The 18388-nt window shown below is 47.7% G+C and carries 13 protein-coding genes; 5 read left to right on the forward strand and 8 right to left on the reverse strand.

From position 1 onward, the window contains the following. Positions 1–25: 25 nt before the first annotated feature. The 3 genes from J0L70_RS11495 to J0L70_RS11505 all read right to left on the reverse strand — a co-directional run bounded on the left by J0L70_RS11495 (position 26) and on the right by J0L70_RS11505 (position 4787). Positions 26–1516 carry an MBOAT family O-acyltransferase gene (locus J0L70_RS11495; RefSeq protein ID WP_190651439.1) on the reverse strand — a complete coding sequence of 497 codons (1491 nt, stop codon included), beginning with the start codon at positions 1514–1516 and terminating at the stop codon, positions 26–28. 363 nt (positions 1517–1879) lie between these two features. Beyond that, positions 1880–4030, reverse strand: a complete 2151-nt coding sequence (locus J0L70_RS11500) for an FG-GAP repeat domain-containing protein (RefSeq protein ID WP_287454637.1) — start codon at positions 4028–4030, stop codon at positions 1880–1882. A 409-nt stretch (positions 4031–4439) separates the two neighbouring features. After that, the gene (locus J0L70_RS11505; protein ID WP_026148376.1) at positions 4440–4787 is read right to left on the reverse strand and encodes a DUF4870 domain-containing protein; all 348 of its coding nucleotides are present in this window, start codon (positions 4785–4787) and stop codon (positions 4440–4442) included. Between the two features lie 116 nt (positions 4788–4903). Here J0L70_RS11505 and prfC point away from each other — a divergent pair, with 116 nt between their 5' ends. From prfC to J0L70_RS11530, 5 genes are all read left to right on the forward strand, one after another. Continuing rightward, on the forward strand, positions 4904–6532 hold the full coding sequence (gene prfC / locus J0L70_RS11510; RefSeq protein WP_017286007.1) for a peptide chain release factor 3: 1629 nt from the start codon (positions 4904–4906) through the stop codon (positions 6530–6532). 137 nt (positions 6533–6669) lie between these two features. Then, the gene (locus tag J0L70_RS11515; protein ID WP_287454639.1) at positions 6670–8859 is read left to right on the forward strand and encodes a zinc metalloprotease HtpX; all 2190 of its coding nucleotides are present in this window, start codon (positions 6670–6672) and stop codon (positions 8857–8859) included. A gap of 562 nt (positions 8860–9421) precedes the next feature. Then, positions 9422–9877, forward strand: a complete 456-nt coding sequence (locus J0L70_RS11520; protein ID WP_017286004.1) for an RNA recognition motif domain-containing protein — start codon at positions 9422–9424, stop codon at positions 9875–9877. A gap of 100 nt (positions 9878–9977) precedes the next feature. Next, positions 9978–10856: a hypothetical protein gene (locus J0L70_RS11525; RefSeq protein WP_287454641.1), complete on the forward strand. Its 879-nt coding sequence runs from the start codon at positions 9978–9980 to the stop codon at positions 10854–10856. 400 nt (positions 10857–11256) lie between these two features. Continuing rightward, on the forward strand, positions 11257–13080 hold the full coding sequence (locus J0L70_RS11530; RefSeq protein ID WP_017286001.1) for a ShlB/FhaC/HecB family hemolysin secretion/activation protein: 1824 nt from the start codon (positions 11257–11259) through the stop codon (positions 13078–13080). A 140-nt stretch (positions 13081–13220) separates the two neighbouring features. Here the strand turns inward: J0L70_RS11530 and J0L70_RS11535 are convergent, their stop codons facing one another. The 5 genes from J0L70_RS11535 to J0L70_RS11555 all read right to left on the reverse strand — a co-directional run bounded on the left by J0L70_RS11535 (position 13221) and on the right by J0L70_RS11555 (position 18191). After that, positions 13221–14657, reverse strand: coding sequence for a hypothetical protein (locus J0L70_RS11535; protein ID WP_287454642.1), 1437 nt, complete (start codon positions 14655–14657; stop codon positions 13221–13223). A 119-nt stretch (positions 14658–14776) separates the two neighbouring features. Beyond that, positions 14777–14908, reverse strand: a complete 132-nt coding sequence (locus tag J0L70_RS11540) for a DUF433 domain-containing protein (protein WP_353736635.1) — start codon at positions 14906–14908, stop codon at positions 14777–14779. Between the two features lie 39 nt (positions 14909–14947). Then, a complete protein-coding gene (locus J0L70_RS11545) occupies positions 14948–16045 on the reverse strand; it encodes a tetratricopeptide repeat protein (RefSeq protein WP_287454643.1) in 1098 nt (365 codons plus the stop codon). 24 nt (positions 16046–16069) lie between these two features. After that, the gene (locus J0L70_RS11550) at positions 16070–16783 is read right to left on the reverse strand and encodes a 16S rRNA (uracil(1498)-N(3))-methyltransferase (protein WP_268182712.1); all 714 of its coding nucleotides are present in this window, start codon (positions 16781–16783) and stop codon (positions 16070–16072) included. A 67-nt stretch (positions 16784–16850) separates the two neighbouring features. Next, complete coding sequence (locus tag J0L70_RS11555; protein WP_287454644.1) at positions 16851–18191, reverse strand: NAD(P)/FAD-dependent oxidoreductase; 1341 nt, start codon at positions 18189–18191, stop codon at positions 16851–16853. Positions 18192–18388 lie beyond the last annotated feature (197 nt).

The raw sequence follows: 18388 nt of genomic DNA on the forward strand, positions 1-18388 counted from the left end.
GAAAATCCTCCTAAATCCGAATGAATTAGAAATCAAAGTAAATGTATTGCGTACCTGCTTCTGGAGCAAGTTGCCATACCACGTACCAACACAGGGGAACTAGCAAAAGCTTCAAATGCCAAGTTAAATTCAACTTCAAGCTGCGCTGTAACAGATAAGCGAAGACCATGATCAACGCGATCGCGCTCAAGACCATGACAATCTGAGGCGGATTCAACCCAACTGCTTCTATATAAACTTTTTGAGCATATTGCACATCCGCCGAATAGCCCCAAAGTCGCTCTACCACCTTCAACGCAGAATCAACATTCGGCAACCGGAAAAAGATCCACGAAATGAAGACCAACGATTGAGTCAACGCCCAAGCGACTAACATCCCAGGCAAACTTGACCAAGCTGCTGCAATCCAGGTGAATTGTTTTGCGATCGCGACATTCAATCGGTGGATGGCGAGTCCAATTCCATGAATCACACCCCACGCCAAAAATCCCCACGCTGCTCCGTGCCAAATTCCCGCGATCGTCATCACAATCAGGAGATTCAAACAAGTCCGAAACAATCCGCGCCGCGATCCACCCAAGGGAAAATAAAGGTAATTGCGCAACCAATCGCCCAAGGTCATGTGCCAACGTCGCCAAAAGTCAGCAAGGCTTGTCGTCAGATAAGGAAAATTAAAATTCTCTGGAAGTTTGATCCCGAGGAGCAATGCACTTCCGCGTGCTACATCCACGTAGCCACTAAAATCGAGATAAAGCTGGAACCCATACGCAATAATTGCTAACCACAGATCTGCACTTCCTGCGCGTTGAATATTGTCAAAACTTAAATTGACGAGGACATTTAAGCGATCTGCCACTAATCCTTTCTTAATCGCTCCACAGGCAATTAGCCAAAGCCCTTCTGTAATCTGCGGCATTTGAGGTGCTTGAACTGCCTGGATCTGTCCGACAAACGGGTGATAGCGCGTAATCGGGCCAGAAATCAACTTGGCAAAAAACAACTTATAGGCTGCAAAATCGAGAAACCCTTGAGCCGCAGGCGCTCCCCGATACACATCGACTAAATACGCAATACATTCAAAACAGAAAAAGCTCAGCCCAAAAGGTGCAATGAGGTGAATATCTGTCCAGTTTGCAGTTTGTTGAATCGTTGGAATATCTAAGATTTCTCCGATCGTTCCAAACACAAACGGCACATACTTAAATCCTACGAGCAACAGGACATTGAGAAAAATCCCCGCGCACAGCACGCGCAACCGTCGCTGATTCCAGTCAGCTTGAGCAAACTGCCAATCTTCAATTCGCCAATCTGGCGGCACTCCCATCGCCCTCCCTAGCCAATAGTTAATCACTGTCGCGACCAGCAACAGCGGAATATACTGGGCTTGAAGTGACGCATAAAACACTAAACTGGCGAGAAAGATTAACCAAGATCTCAACCAGGTTGAACGTGCCGACCAGTACACTCCGATCACACAAAGCAAGAAAATGGCGTACAGGGGCGAGAGAAATTGCATAGACGACTAGCGCGGAAAAAAGAACTCGATCGCGTCTAGTGTACTGTCAAACCTGTAGTTCAAAGCAAGAAAAAAGCAGCTGAATCGCTGCTCTTAAAGATATCAAGGGTGATCTAAAAACATCAAACCAACGATGCAGAAGTATATCTCAGGACTCCAGCCCACACTGGTATCTATAAGTGTGTGTCCATTGAAGCGATCACGATCGCTTCAATGGACACTCCAACAACCGTCCCTCGTTTCCCGAAGATCTCGCTAACTCCTGACCATAATAGGCTTAGCGTTTAACTGTCCCTATGCCCTGCAACTCAATTTGAGTTCGGGGCAGTTTTGTTTTAAGGCAATTTTGCTTTAAACAGGGGTTTAAGCCGTTGCCTGAATCTGATCAGACAACCTAGGCGAGAGAATCTCTGTCCGTACGGCTGCTAAACAGCCTCTACAGCCGCATTTGTAGCTCAACAGAGCTGCTCCACCCGGATTCGGCGACGTGCTCGCCGTTACACTGGCAAGATTGGGCAGCGCATAAGGTTGAATTGCGCCAAAATTCACGCTCCATCCCAAATCGCGTAACGCTCCCAAAGTTAGGCTGCTCATTGGCATTGCGACTCCCGGAGATTCCGCAAACGGAGTCATCAACTCGATATCAAACCGCCGCTCATCCCAGTGGAAAAAGACCTGTGGCTCGATCGGAACCGCAGTTGCAGTGCCCGTGCCTAACAAATCGCCATAGGCTGCTCCTGCATAACTGTTGGCGCGATACGTGGCACTGGTGCGATCGATCCAAGTCTGACCTGCTCTAACCCGCGTTCCGTCTGAGTAGGCAAATTCAAGCGGCTCCCAAATTGTCCCAAATCCGAAGACGTGAGCCAACTCATGAATCATGATGTCGCGTAAATAAATCGGATTTGCATTGAATTCAGCAATCTTCCGAGTATTGAGCGTACTCGCGCCGCGGGTAATCACGAGATTATTTGCTGAGTCTAGCGTGAGCGTTGGTCCGGATAATGCCAATGTGCCAGTATCAGCAGTGCCATCTTGGGCAACAAGATTTTCACCCGTTAATGCAATGTCTAACGTATTCGATCGTGTGATGCCTGTGCGATTGAGAATCACTCCTTCCCAGAACCTTGCTGCTTGATTAATTGCATCACGTGCAGCGGAATTTAATCCAGCTAGAGAATCGGCGAACGTCAGCGCAATCCGAAACTGCTGATCATCACTAGCAGCAGCCGTAAAATTACTCGAAACGGTGTAGTTCGCTGCTTGATTTCGGTAGCTTAGAACTTCTACAAGATAAGTCCCAGGATTGATAAATCGACGAATCGATTCTGCCGCTGTGCCGCGTTCCCATTGCCAAGCGAGAATTTCGCCGCTATCGATCACGCCATTGCTATTTACATCCTGAATCAACCGGATATCTGAATCGCCCGTAAGTCCCGTCAAACTCGCGGTGAAGATTCCAGATTGACCAATCGTGAAGCGGTAAAAATCGCTCGTGTTGCCAGCATCGACGCGATCGCTGCGCGAAAAGATTGGAGCTTGATTCTCGGCGGTCGCAATTGTTCCGCCACTGGTCAGTGTGCCTGTGCGTGACGTTGAAGTTGTCGGCGTGATCAAGAGCGAAGCAGAGCGCTCGAGAGTCGAGGTCGGTTGCCAATCTAGATTCGGTTCTGTGAAGACGGTTGTGGCATCGGCTACACTGCCATTTCTGACAAACCAACCTAATAATTCTCCAGTTGATGAATTGCGCCAGAGTAAATCGGTTGTTCCATCCCCATTGAGATCCGTTCTACTCAGCGATTGCCAATTAGAACTGAGCGATCGTCCTGCTGTGGTTTGAACGCGCTGTATGCCGTTGTAGAGCCAAAACTGCGTCTCCCCGGTTGTCTCATTCCGCCAGACCAAATCCGAAAAGCGATCGCCGTTAAAATCTCCAATGCCCGCAATTTTCCAATCCAAGCTAGGCGCAGGATCAAGATACAATCCCTGGGCGAAAACCCCATTGTTGAGGGTCCAGACTGCGGTTTGTCCGGTATTGAGGTCATACCAAATTAGATCCGGAGAGCGATCAAGATTCAGATCCGTAATGCCCTGAATTCGCCAGCCCCCTGGTCCCGTTGAAGCGATCCCTGTTTTCTGTGCGATCGCTGTATTATTCAACAGCCAAAGTGAAGTTTCTCCACTCTCAGTATTCTGCCAGAGAATATCAACGGAGCCGTCATTATTAAAGTCAGCTAATCCTGCAACACGCGAATTGAGGTCAATGACGGGATCTAGTGCGATCGTCTGAGCAGTGCCATTCTCCAACTGCCAGATTCGCATTGCTCCCGTGCGAAAATTCCGCCACAGGAGATCTTGTTGCCCATCTCGATTGAAGTCTGCGATCCCTGCAACTTGCCAATTCGCATCGGCTTCAGTCGGTAAATCATTCCGCACGACTGGGCTTGAACTTGCGATCGACCAAATCTGATTTGCGCCTGTTGTCACATTGCGCGCCAGCAGATTAGTTGTCACTGTAGTGTTAAAACTGCTAGCTCTCGCGTAGATGGATCGAGTCGCTCGGCTCGATAATATCCTTTCTAGAATAGAATCTGAACCGAGGATCATTGCCTCTGCACTCAAAGAATGGTTGAGACTCATTGTTGTCCCTCCCGCTGCTGAGAGTTTCCACACGAAATTTTGCCCCAACCCGGGTAGACGAACCGCTCGAACACTTTAGCCACCGTATTTCTCAACCCTCAAATAGGCTTTGAGCAAGATCGCCTCTACGTGCGATCGCGCTTAAAATTTACTCGTCTCTGACAAGCTCAATCCTGAGTGGTAGATTTCCTGAACCCTGGCGACTATTTTATGGGGAAAGCTCCGAGATTAAACGGTCGGTTTCATCAAGCTTTCACAAAGTAAATGCAAAGTGTACGTAAAGTTACAGCAGTCTTAAGATAAATGGATATCTATACGGTTGTTCAGGTCGCTCAATCACCTTGACGATCGCCAAAATCGGAAACAGCCAGCTACAGATCAAAAGTCCAATGCCGATAACCATCGCAATCGGGATACCAATAACGGTGGCAGCGAGCAAGCCTGCTAAAATCCCATATGCGTATAAATTGATATGAAAATTCAGTGCTTCACGGGCATTGTCTTTAATGACCCAGTCGTCCGTAATGAGCAAAATCGCGATAGGAATCCCGATGGAAACGAGGGTGGCACTAAAGAAAATTGATCCGTGACACAGTGCGGAGAGAAGTTTTTGTTGTCCGATGGATTGCATGAGGAGAATCAAACTCGATGCTTTTGAATCTAGCGACAATCCCACCGAATTTGTTGTTAGCTTTAAGATATCGTTATGAATTGGGATTGCCCGCACTCTAACTCTGAGCCACTAGCATGTCGATCGAACTTCAGTCCGAATTGCAGGAAGCCGTAGAACGGCGACGAAATTTTGCGATTATTTCTCACCCCGACGCTGGGAAAACGACGCTGACCGAAAAGCTGTTGCTGTATGGAGGTGCGATTCATGAAGCGGGTGCGGTGAAGGCTCGTCGTGCCCAACGTCATGCGACTTCAGACTGGATGGCGATGGAGCAACAACGGGGTATTTCGATCACCTCAACTGTGCTGCAATTTGAATATCAGCAGTGTCAGATCAATCTGCTCGATACGCCAGGGCACCAAGATTTTAGTGAAGACACGTATCGCACCTTAGCGGCGGCGGACAATGCCGTGATGTTGATCGACGCAGCTAAAGGTCTAGAACCGCAGACGCGCAAGTTGTTTGAAGTCTGTCGCATGCGATCGCTGCCGATCTTTACCTTTGTCAATAAGCTCGATCGTCCGGGTCGGAGTCCGATTGAACTGATGGACGAAATCGAGCAAGAACTGGGGATGCAAACCTATGCTGTGAATTACCCAATCGGCATGGGCGATCAATTTAAAGGAGTATTCGATCGACGATCGCGCAAGATTCATTTATTCGAGCGCAGCAAACATGGGAGCCGTGAAGCGGTCGATACTGTTATCGATTTGGGTGATCCGAATATTGAGGATCTGCTAGAGAAAGATCTGTATTACCAATTCAAAGACGAACTGGAATTAGTCGAAGAAATTGGGTCTGAATTTGACCTAGAAGCAATTCACAAAGGGCAAATGACGCCGCTCTTTTTCGGAAGTGCCATGACGAATTTTGGGGTTGAACTATTCTTGAATTCGTTCTTAGATTACGCTTTGAAGCCCGGTGGACATACGAGCACAAAAGGTGAAATTGAACCCACTTATCCGGAGTTCTCGGGTTTTGTCTTCAAGCTGCAAGCGAATATGGATCCGAAACACCGAGATCGCGTTGCCTTTGTTCGAGTCTGTTCGGGCAAGTTTGAAAAAGATATGGTCGTCAGCCATGCTCGAACTGGAAAAACCGTGCGATTGTCTCGTCCTCAAAAGCTATTTGCTCAAGATCGAGAAGTCATTGAAGAGGCATATCCAGGCGATGTGATTGGTTTAAATAATCCTGGCGTTTTCGCGATCGGTGACACGATTTACAACGGTCAAAAGCTCGAATACGAAGGGATTCCTTGCTTTTCGCCAGAATTATTTGCGTATTTGAGAAATCCCAACCCGTCGAAGTTCAAGCAATTCCGCAAAGGAGTGTCAGAACTCCGGGAAGAAGGAGCCGTTCAGATCATGTATTCAGCCGATGAAGCAAAACGAGATCCCATTCTCGCAGCCGTCGGACAGCTTCAAATGGAAGTCGTGCAGTTCAGATTGCAGAATGAATACGGCGTGGAGACAACGGTTGAATATTTGCCCTACACGGTTGCTCGCTGGGTAGAGGGTGGCTGGGAAGCGCTCGAAAAAGTCGGGCGAATTTTCAATACGGTCACGGTGAAGGACAGTTGGCAGCGTCCTGTGTTGCTTTTCCGCAATGAGTGGAATTGTCAGCAATTGCAAGGTGATCATCCGGAATTGAAATTGAGTGCGATCGCGCCTGTGGTGTCGGGGCAGCAACCTGTGGAGATTTAGTAGGGAGTAGGGAGTGGGGAGTGGGGGGAATGTTCCCTACTCCCCACTCCCCACCCCTTCATCTGACTAAGCCACGAGCCGAAATTTAAATTTTTACCTGGGTACTCTAAGAACGCTGTATTTTAGGGAATCCTACTATGTCTTCTTTTCCGGAATCGGCTTCTCGTTTAGAAGGGCTAGAAGCAGGATTGGCAGCGCTTCAGAGCGAAAATTACCCAGGCGCGATCGCGCAACTTTCAGAATTTCTGGCATCTGCATCGGATCTCGATCAACCTGATGCGTTAAAGGCGCGAATTGGCATCATTCGAGCCAAAATCCAGAGTGGACAGACCGAAAGCGCGATCGCACTCTGTCAAGAACTTCAGCACAGCCAGAACGAACAAGCACGGGCTTGGGCAACTCAAACGATCGCTAAACTCACGCCTGTCGAAACAGGATTTGTTCCGATCGAGCCGAAACAGAAAACGCGGCGAAAACGAGTGCAGCAAGCTCAGCCGATTCAGCAAGTTCAGCCGATTCAGGAAACCCAGGAATCTAGCAGCGCATCGTCTCAAGCCGCGCTGGCTCAACCCGAAAAAACTCAGCATGTTTGGCAAAATGCCGGACGCGCACAACGCTGGCAACCCTTGCGCCGCCTGAATCCTGCTCGCCTGCAATGGGCAGAAATGGGCGCAGTTGTGATGCTTTTTCTCACACTCTACGGTATCTGGTCAGCCGCGATCGCAGCGTCTTGGTTTTGGTTTCGGGTGCAGCGATGGTTAAATCTGAGTCCACTCATTCCAGAGGGCGAAGTTCCTGCACTAGGCTTAGGTTTGAGTCTCGTCATTGCCTTCATTGCCTCCCCGTGGATTTTAGATGCGATTCTGAAGCAGTTTTATGGACTCAAGCCTCTGTCTACTGCTGCACTGACTCGTTATAGTGCGGAATCTTACCGATTACTTCAACGCTTTTCTCAACAGCAAAAAGTTCCGATTCCAAAACTCGGGATTTTGCCAACTCAAGCGCCAATCTCTTTTACTTATGGCTGTTTTCCTAAATTCGCTCGAATTGTCGTGAGTCAAGGATTATTCGACAGTTTAACTGAAGAAGAAATTGCTGCAATTTATGGATATGAATTAGGTCATATTGCTCAATGGGATTTTATCTGGATGTCGCTGATTGCAGTTGCGCTACAAATTCCTTACATCTTGTATCAACAGTGCGCGATCGCGAGCGATTCACTGAAAGCTATTCGGATTCAAAATGCTTTTTTAACTAAATTTTTTCAAGTTTTAAGTGCGGTAGCTTCGATCATTTCTGCACTTTCATATGGATGCTTTTCGCTTTTTCGTTACTCAGGATTGTGGCTATCTAGACAACGAATTGTCTATAGCGATCGCCAAGCTTGCAATTTAACGGGCAATCCAAATGCATTAGCTCGCGCCCTAGTCAAAATTGCGATCGCGACTGACGAAACAATTCAGCACGAAAAGCATACTCCTGCTGTGCTAGAAAGCTTTGAGTTACTTAGTCCAATCAGCTATCGCAGCGCTACTACACTCGCCAGCTTATTCAAGCATCTTCCGATCTCTACCCTATTTCAATGGGAACAAGCGAATCGAAATCGCATTGAACTTATGCTGAATCAGTCCCATTCGCTCTTGGGAATTCGCCTCAATCAACTCATGAATTATTGTCAGGAATGGCACATCACATCCGAGTTTGAAATTGATTCTTCTGTCGTCGAGAATCGCAAGCGCAATCTTGTTGAGCTTGCACCTTGGTTAGGACTAATGCTCGGTAATGCGATCGCAATACTCTTATGGAGTATTGCTTATCTCCTCCATAGCCGTGGCATTTATCAACTCAATTGGCTTGCGAGTGACTATAGCTTATTTACTGCCTTTTCACTCATCGGCTTCGGTCTAGGAATGCTAGTGCGATTTAATCGATTTTTTCCTGAATCTCAGACCGAACAAACTCATCTCATTCGCTTGCTGACTCAGCCAACGCTCACTCCAATTGATAGCCCGAAAATTCGTCTTGAAGGAAGATTAATCGGGCGTACTGGCACTCGCAATCAACTTGGACAAGATCTAATTTTGCAAACTGAATCCGGTTTAATTCACTTGAATTACTGCTCGCAATTTGGCGCGATCGGCAATCTCTTCTATCGGTTTCCAATCGGACAACCTGTAGTTGTGACGGGCTGGCTGCGTCGGAATGCCACGCCTTCGGTTGACGTTGAAACACTGCATAGTCGATCGCTCTTGCGAAGCGGGCATCAAACTTGGTCAGTTGCGATCGCGATGGCTACGATTCTGCTTGGACTTCTGCAAATTCTGTAAAGAATTGTTGCAATTCTTCGGCAAAACTGTTACATTTCGTAGCAAGGAGTTCAACTCGCCCGATGTGGCTAGGTCGAATGCGAAATCGACCCTTCAAACTCTCGGTAACAGGTTTTCTCCTCCCAACACAGCAAGCTGAACCAGTCGATTGAAATGATCGGCTGGTTTTTAATGTGGAGCAGTCCGGCACAATCTACCAAGAAGGCATAGAACTCAAGAGGGAAATTGCAGCATCTACTCGAATCTGACAGACGAGCATGATACCTTTAAGAGTGGCGCATCTCCTGAAGGGACACAGTAACCTTGTTACTGATCCTGTAATCCTCTAGTGATCACTAAGTCTACTGAGTGCGATCGGTTATTCCTAAACTTTCCGGGTTCAGTTTGAATCCCATCGGAAGAGGTTTTCGGTAAGATCGTAACTTGCGGCAAAGTTGGCTGCGGGAGGTAACGGAAATGTCATTCAGCCGTATCCTTCGCCCATCACGGCAGAGTGTTAGTTTAGATGAATGTTGCCCTAGCGCTCTCTTAATTCGGATTCCAAGTCTGGAGGTGTCTCGATATGTCAGTTCGTTTATATGTGGGTAATTTACCCGAAGATTTAAGCCGTCAAGACCTCGAAGCTGCATTTGCGGATGCAGGGGAAGGCGTTACGGCAAAGCTGATCACCGATCGTAAAACGGGTAAATGTCGTGGCTTCGGCTTCGTCACCGTCAAAACTGATGAGTTGGCAGATCAATTCATCGAGAAATACAACGGAGTCAGCATCAAAGACAACGCGATCAAAATTGAGAAAGCGTTGCCTCGTACCAAAGATAAGGCAGATGAACCTGAAGCAGCAGCTTCAAATGCTGGTGGATCTTCGGCAAAACGCAGTAAAGGCGGCAATAACAATAACAAAGCTCGCCGTTCGACAACTCCTGCTGGCGATTCGGATTCGGTTCAACCCGATCCACGTTGGGCACAAGAGTTGGAAAAACTCAAACAGATGTTGGCGACTCAAGCTACCAACTCTTAAGTCAGTGACGCTGATCCAGGATTAGCGTCATTTCTTCTTGCGTTTCAATCGCTTCTGGGCGGGAATTCTAAAGCCTGTATTGGTTTGGTTTTAGCTTGAAATGAAGCGTTTGAACGATCGTGCATTTAACCTCCTCCAGACCGAAATTCGTCGGTGTCTTGGTGCTAATGGGATTGGGCAAGTTCAAGCTGAACTTGCCCTTCGTCGTTTAGAAAAGCTGCGCCAACAAACTGGCAGTCCTGTGATGGAGTCAGAGTTACAAGCTGCGATCAGTGATTTGATTCCTCAAGCGAATCCGAAAGTTTTCTCTCAAGCAGCCAAGATTAATCGTCCTGCCTCTAAATTTTGGGCGAGACTGAAGTTTGGAACGGCGTTGCTCGTATTGGGTGCAGGGACGGTCGGCGTTGCCAATTTACCGATTCCGGGGATTCGGAATGTCGTTTTGAAAGAGGCTCCGTTTTTACTAGCGCCGACTCACATGTCGATGCATCATCACTATCGAAGTGCGATCGCGCTCATCGAGCAGGCAGATCAACTGGTGAACCAAGCCACTGCGTTTGAAGATCACGAATTCGGGGCTGAGAAAGTTAAAGCTGCACAGACGCATTTAGATCAATTGCCAGTTTCACTGCTAGAAGATCCGGAGGATTACTGTAATGCGGCAGGATGTAGTTTTACGACGAATGAGTTTCGAGTAGCCCGTCAAACGGTCGCTCGCATGGAGGCAAAGCTATTTCAGGAGAAGAATGCTCAGACTCGGTTTGAGCAGAGTAATCAGAGGTTAGCTGAGTCGATTCGGATGATCGATAATGGCGCGTTAGGCAACGATCGAGCCAGAGCCTTAGCAGATTGGCGATCAGCAATCGATGCATTAGATCAATTGCCGAAAACGACTTTGGCAGGTCGGCTAGCTCAAAATAAAATCACTGCGCTGGAACGGGATTTTCGGGCGATTGTGGGATCAAATCCAAAGAATTGAATTCCAATTCATTGCGTTGACTTTGGAATGTTTGAGGAATTTCAGGAGTAAAAGCCGACTGAAGCGAAGCGAAATTACCCGTATACGACGACTGTAACTCGTTGGTCAACGAAAATCTTCGATCGTGGATCAATCTTCGCCCTAAAAATCAGATTCGTCTTCGGGTAAAACATCATCGCTGCCCCCGAAATTTCCTAAAAAACTTACAAAATATTACACAGTTAGACCTTCCACCGTCCGACTCAGGAAGATCTTCTGGTGTTATGGACTCGCTGCCGATGAGGATTTGTGGAATCGATCGTAGCGTAAAAGCCTTGAGTTGATTTCCGACTTTTATTCCTGGGAATACTACTTCTATCCCGGTAACAGCTTCGCCGTCGATCATCTCTAGGTTACTACTATGTCTTCCCAATCCCCCTGGACGCTTGCTTCTTTGAATTTTCTGGGCGTACTGACTTTGGCAGGTTTAAGCTTCCAAGATATTGCTCTGGCAAATGTACCGGATAGCCTTGCCGTTTACGTTGGTAACGTAGCGTCCCGCCCTAGAAATCTTGAAAAGCTTAAAGCTGAGATTCCTGCTGAAGGTTCGACCGAATCCAAATCTTCGACTGCACCTTCAACTACATCTTCGACTGAATCCGAAACTACATCTTCAACTACATCCTCATCAGAATTGTCGGCTCCTGAAGTGCTCCCTGCACCCAAGCTTCCAGAGCTAGAATCGACCGAAACTGCAACTGCAACTTTCCGAGTCGATCGCTTTGACATCACAGGCAGCACAATCTTCAAACCCGAAGATTTCCAATCCGCAACAGCTCCTTATGTCGGGCGAGATCTTACCTTTACGGATCTGCTCCAAGCACGAGCAGCCATCACCAAGCTCTATACGGATCGCGGATACACTACCACTGGCGCATTGATCGAACCCCAAACAATGGAAGACGGGGTTGTCAAGGTGCAAGTTGTGGAAGGGACGCTCGAAGATGTCAAAGTCAATGGAAACCACCGATTAAACGCAGACTACATTCGCAAGCGAATTCAGCTTGGTGCAGGTGCGCCGCTTAATGTTGCTCGCTTGCTCGAAAATCTTCAGCAGCTTCGTCTCGATCCACGAATCAGTAACGTTTCTGCGGATTTACAATCGGGAGTTCGCCCGGGCACAAACTTACTGCAAGTAGATGTCCAAGAGGCAGATAGTTTTAGCGTTAGCACTTCATTTGATAATGGTCGCTCTCCTAGTGTTGGCAGTTTCCGCCGTAAGTTAGAACTGCGAGAAGGTAATCTACTAGGTTTCGGTGATGCGCTGACGTTTGGCTACTCTAATACGCGAGGCAGTAATACGATCGATTTAAACTATACAGTTCCAGTCAATGCCCGGAATGGGGCACTCTGGTTTAGCTATGGCTCCGGTCGTAACAATGTGATTGAAGAGCCTTTCAGTGTTCTTGATATTCAATCAAAATCGCGATACTACGAATTTGGGTTTCGTCAACCGTTACTTCAACGTCCTACTAAAGATTTAGCGATCGGATTGGTTTTCTCTCGTCAAGAAAGCCAAACAGAACTCGGGTTAGATGGCATCGGTGGCTTTCCACTGTCTCCGGGTGCAGACTCAGAGGGACGCACGAAAGTTTCTGCACTGCGATTTTTCCAGGAGTATACACAGCGGAGTACGCAGCATGTATTTGCGTTGCGATCGCAGTTTAGCTTAGGACTCAACTGGCTGAATGCGACCGTGAACGAGAACGCTCCTGATAGTCGCTTCTTTTCTTGGCGGGGGCAAGGTCAATGGCTAAGACAAGTTGCACCTGAAACCTTGTTCTTAGTTCGGGGTGATGTGCAACTTTCGGGCGATTCGATGCTGCCGCTGGAGCAGTTTGGCTTGGGTGGACAAATGACGGTGCGCGGCTTCCGTCAAGATGCACTGTTAACGGATAGTGGGGCATTGTTGTCGGCTGAGTTTCGGTTTCCGATTGCCCGATCGCGTAATCTCGGAACTTTCCAACTGGCTCCTTTCATTGATTTAGGCACAGGCTGGAACATTGGCAGCGCAAATCCTGAATCCAATACGCTCTTAGGTGCAGGGCTAGGATTGATTTGGCGACAGAGCGATCGTATGTCGGTTCGACTGGATTGGGGGATTCCAATTACGTCTTCTGGGGGCGATAAGCGATCGCTACAAGAGAAAGGACTCTACTTCTCAGTCAACTACACCCCGTTCTAATTTGCCTCAAAGCCTAATCTTCAGAGATTAGGCTTTTTTTAAGTGAATCGCTGTTTGCAGATATACAACTGAGAACGCCTCTATCACCATCAGGGAGTAGAGGCGTTTAGCAAAGAAGTCAAGACTTATACTTCGCAAATTTAGAAGAGTTCAACTTTGAATTTCTCATTGATTCGATCAATAATTCCTGCCTCTTCAGCAGTGACCACACCGTCTAGCTGAGCAATTTTCTGACATTGCGCGAGCAGAGAAACAGCAAAATCCTGATTGACTTGATCAAGCAAAGTCTCTAGAGAAGGTGGAGAGTGTAAATTGGCTGCGATCGCTTCTAACGAAGCGGGGCTGAAATTCATTTGCTTCAGATCTGGAAAAATTTGCTGCCAGGTTGTGTTCGGCTGCCCAGCAACCATCAGATGGACTAGAATCTGATCCATGATGACTTCTTGAGCCATCGCGCCTTTTAGATATGCTTCACCTGCAGATTGAAAGTCTTCTAACGTTGGTGGCAGGGCTGTTTGACTAATTTTTGCCTCATAAAACTGACAGGCTGCATGACCTAACGCATAAAGCATCACGGCATTGCTGCTTGCTCCGATCGCTGCTCCCGCAACGGGTACATTCCGCAGCAAACCTAATCCAGCTTTAATCGCATGTTGTCCACCAAGTGCTAACCCGAAAATCGTTACAACTTCACCTTTCCGTTCCGATGCTTTCAGATCCATTCCATATGCACAGGCTATCTGATAGACCATCTCCGCTTGCAAAGCCATGGTTGCTGCTAAATCGACAACAAAGACCGCAGCTGCGGCTCCAGGTACTAAGCTACTGGCTAAGCCTGTGCCCCCAGCGTAGATTGATTTCTCTACTATGATTCGATGAGCAATGTTGTAAGGCTTTTCGTTTGGATATTTCTCTTTGAGATGTGCAACGTGCGCCTCTGCTCGGACAACATCGACTTGGCTAATGGATGCCAGCACCAAATCCATCTTTAACACTTTGGTTGCTTCTTTCAGCAAAGGGCTATCACTCACGACATCAACGAGATAGCCCACACTTGCTGGAGCTTGCATGACTGTATTGGCGATCGCGCCACCTGCCCCAACTGCGCCAGTTGCTATCGCTTGCCCGGTTTGAGTTGCCGCATTCCCAATCGCCCCTGCGGTTCCAACCACTGCTCCAGTTACGCTTCCTCCGACTTGGGTCGCTGTTTCAGTGACAGCACTTGCTGCACTTGCGATCGCGCCAAACATTGATCCAAACATTGAAGTGCTTGGTTTTGAAGCGATCTGAAATTCTTCCTGCCAGTCAGGAAACTCTTCGTCTGCTTGCTTGCCAGAAACTTTGACGATCGCAATCTCAGAATTCTGCAATTTTGCAATCTCTTGACGAATGAATTCTACTGATGTCTTCTGATCAGGAGCCTGTGTGCCTTCAAGAACAATCTTTAAACAACGATCTTTCAATTCTGTCTTTGCTTCAATCTGTTGTGGGTGAAGATGCTGATTGATCAGAGTTGAAATTGCCGTAGTTGTATCACCTTGTTGGGCAAGCGCTGTCAGGTTGGATTGGGAATTCATAATCGCAGTTTCTGCATGATTTCCTCAAAATTCCCTCATTACATTTTTCTCTAACGTAATCCCAGTCTTTGTTATGGAGAGCTAGACAGTAGGTGTTAATGGTTAATGTTGAGTTCTTCTCAATCGGGATAAATTGCCAGTAGCTCGATTACCCGACGAACAGTAAGGCGGAGATTACGAATGCAGGGTTGTCCATTCATCCGCTTTGGATTACTGGTAATACGATCTAACTTTATGGGAAGCGCCGCAATGGTTCATCATTATCTTGGCTTTTAGTTTTGTCACACACTCTATCGGTGAGCATTACGGTTAAAAGCGAGACTGCTATAGAGATGAAAGGCGGAACTCCAAAGGGCGTGATCGTACTCTTGCACATGAGCAGGCAACCTTTCGAGCAACATTGGAAACTCGATCGCGGTTTCTCCAAAGCTACTAAAATCTGCCCATAACGGCTGTTTGAGAAGCTGCTCATTTAGGAAGTTTTTCAAGCTATTCCAGTGCTGGCGATTCATCGCTTGATCAAGTTCGATCGTGGCATCTCCCATTGCGCCAAATTCAATCCCTTGATCAAACTGATAGCGCCAATCACACATGCGCAGAATACAACGACGCTTTGGTAGATGCAGATCATACACTTGCAGATAGTCCAACGTTTCTGCTTTACTGCGTCGTTTAACTTCTCTGCCTAGGATGACATCGGTTACATTTTCTAGAATCGGTAACTGTCCCTCAACTCGCTGACTCACTTCTGACCAATCAAAGCTCAGTGAACCTAGTTGTCCTTGCTGATTTTGACAAACCACGATCGCTTGAGGCGCATAGTCTTCAAAATACTGCACCTCAAAGACTGAAACCTGTTGTAAATCGGCTTCAGTCACGGAAAATGCCGGAATATTTGCGGCTCTGAGTTGTTCGGTGTAGAGATTCATTTCTCCGATCGCACCTAAGCGATAAATCTTCCAACCGCGATTTGGTAGGTGCAATCGAGCCGTGTACACATCCAAATTCATGATTTGAGCCAGAGCTTTTGCCGCTTGAGCACGAATTTCAGGCGAGATCGCTTCGAGAATTAATAGTCCCGGTTCTGTATTTTGAGGATCAGATTTGGCGGCTGCGATCGCTTGTTGACGTTTAACTTGTAGTCGAGCTTCAATGCGTTGCAGTCCTTGCCGCGCGTGAGACACAATTTTCGGATGAGTGACATTTTTCAACAGTTGCTGGTAGATTGCTGTTGCATTTTCAAAATGTTCTGACACTTCGTACAAACGTGCTTTGTAGATATGCCCCCAAGGGTTTTGAGGTGATTCTTTGAGGAATTCTTTTAGCAAACGAGCGGCAAGATTGTAATCTCGACGATCGAACGCCGCAGCAATTTGATCCAGCGACATACATTAATGCGAAAATCTGCTCTTCTAGTCTTCACTCGCAGCGCGGCTTTCTACCATTCCGGCAATCAGAGAAAGGGCTGTGACCGGAGCCGTGACTGCTCTTAAAATGCGTTTTCCTAATGTGACAGGCTGATATTGTTTTGCGATCGCCAGTTCAATTTCTTGCGCTGTCCAACCTCCTTCACAGCCGATCGCGATCATGACCGATTTGCCCAACTCACAATTGAGTAAATGCTGAGATGAGCCGCGCTCGGCACAGAGATATTTTGAATCGGCTGGCAGATCTAATGCGGTTTTGAAGGGCAACGGTTCTAAAATCGTGGGCACAATTTGCCGCTCGGATTGTTCAGCAGCTTCTTGAGCAATGCGCCGCCAGCGATCGAGTTTATTGCCACTGGGATTGAGTAACGTGCGATCGCTGATCACGGGCACGATACAACTGACACCGAGTTCGGTTACTTGCCGAACTACGTCATCAAATCCGGTTTTCGGCAGAGCTAACATCAACGTGACCGAGACTGTTAGCTCTGATGATGCGTGAATTGATTCAATCAATGTGGCTTGATCTGATTCTAGAATGGCAGCCCAAGTTTGACCTTTGCCATCGAGTGCAATAAAGCGATCGCCATTTTTCAATCTCAACACGCGTTGAAGATAGTGCTGCTGTTCTGAAGATAAAGCAACGATTGAACCTTTGACCTGAGATTCAACAATCACGAGCCTTTGGAGTTGGGACATCTGAACAAACACAAAAAAACAGGCACTTGGGTTTAACCCTGTGCCTGTTTATTATCAATCGATCGGGTTACACCTCGACCGGAGTTTCTTGTCTGGGTCTTGCAGGTGGAGCTTCTATAGGTGCTGGAACCCCTCCTGTAATAATCCGCGCTCCGCGTGCCCGAGTGATATAGTTCCATGCCCACTGAATCATCACGACGAGCTTATTATCAAACTCGATCAGGAAGTAAACGTGTGCCACAATCCAAATAAACCAGGCGATGAATCCCGACAGATGGAATCCGCCGACATTCGCAACGGCTTTATTTTGTGCAATGACTGCAAGGCTGCCCAAGTCTTGGTATTTAAACACGGGTAGTGCTTTGCTCTCGACTCGCGCCTTGATCAATTTGGCAACAAATTTTCCTGCCTGCATTGCGACGGGGGCAATCCCAGGCAACGGTTTGCCTTCTGAATCTGCCCAGTGTGCTAAATCGCCAATCACGAAGATATTTGGATGATTCGGAACACTCATATCCGGCTCAACCATCACCCGACCAGCGCGATCGAGTGATGCCCCAGTCCGATCAGAAATCACTCGACCTACGCCTGAGGCTTTCACCCCAGCCGCCCAAATGATCGTCTTGGCAGAAATTACTTCCCGCTCGTCGTTGTATTCCAACGTCACGGTTTCGCCATCAATGTTGATCACCTTGGTCTTCGTCCGCACCGTTACCCCTAGTTTTTCAAGGGATTCAGCCGCTTTGACCGACAAATCAGCTGGATACGGAGGCAAGACTCGATCCAAGCCTTCAACGAGCAGAATTTGAGCTTCTGTCGTATCGATGCTCCGAAAATCATTCTTCAGCGTTTCTTTTGCAAGTTCTGCGATCGCGCCTGCAATCTCAACTCCGGTTGGACCCGCACCCACGACCATAAAGGTCAGCAGCGCTCGGCGCTTTTCGGGATCAGTCTCTTTCTCGGCCGCTTCAAATGCCGAGAAAATCCGGCGACGCATTTCGACTGCATCTTCGACCGTCTTCAAACCCGGTGCATCGTCTTTCCATTGGTCATTGCCAAAGTAGTGATGGCTTGCACCCGTTGCCACGATTAAGCTGTCGTAAGGAATCGTGCCACGTCTGGTGACGACTTGATGATTCTCAGGATCAATATCGATCGCTTCTTCCATCAGAACGCGAGCATTTTTCTGGCGGCTGAGCACAGAGCGCAGCGGTGAAGAAATGTCCGCTGGCGAAAGTGTCCCAGTCGCAACTTGATAGAGGAGCGGTTGGAACAGATGAAAATTGCGTTTATCAATGAGCGTTACTTCAACATCGGCGCGGTTGAGGCTTTGAGCGGCATATAAGCCCCCAAATCCACCCCCGATAATAACCACACGATGCTTGGGCGGTGTTGTCACAGGTTCCATAGGTTGTCAACAATGCTGATGTGGGAAGGCAGTTACGTAAAGCGCACTCTGAACGGCAGAAACAATCCGAAGAGCCAAAAATCCGTAATAAAAACGTGTGTCTAACTCATCGATCGCTGTCCCTCGCTCCTCGTTCAAAAATGCCCGATCTCTACTCAAGTGTAATTAGCCCGTTCGTAAATTTGTGACAAATTGTA

This window comes from Leptolyngbya sp. UWPOB_LEPTO1 (assembly GCF_017302695.1).
Classification (GTDB): domain Bacteria; phylum Cyanobacteriota; class Cyanobacteriia; order Leptolyngbyales; family Leptolyngbyaceae; genus Leptolyngbya; species Leptolyngbya boryana.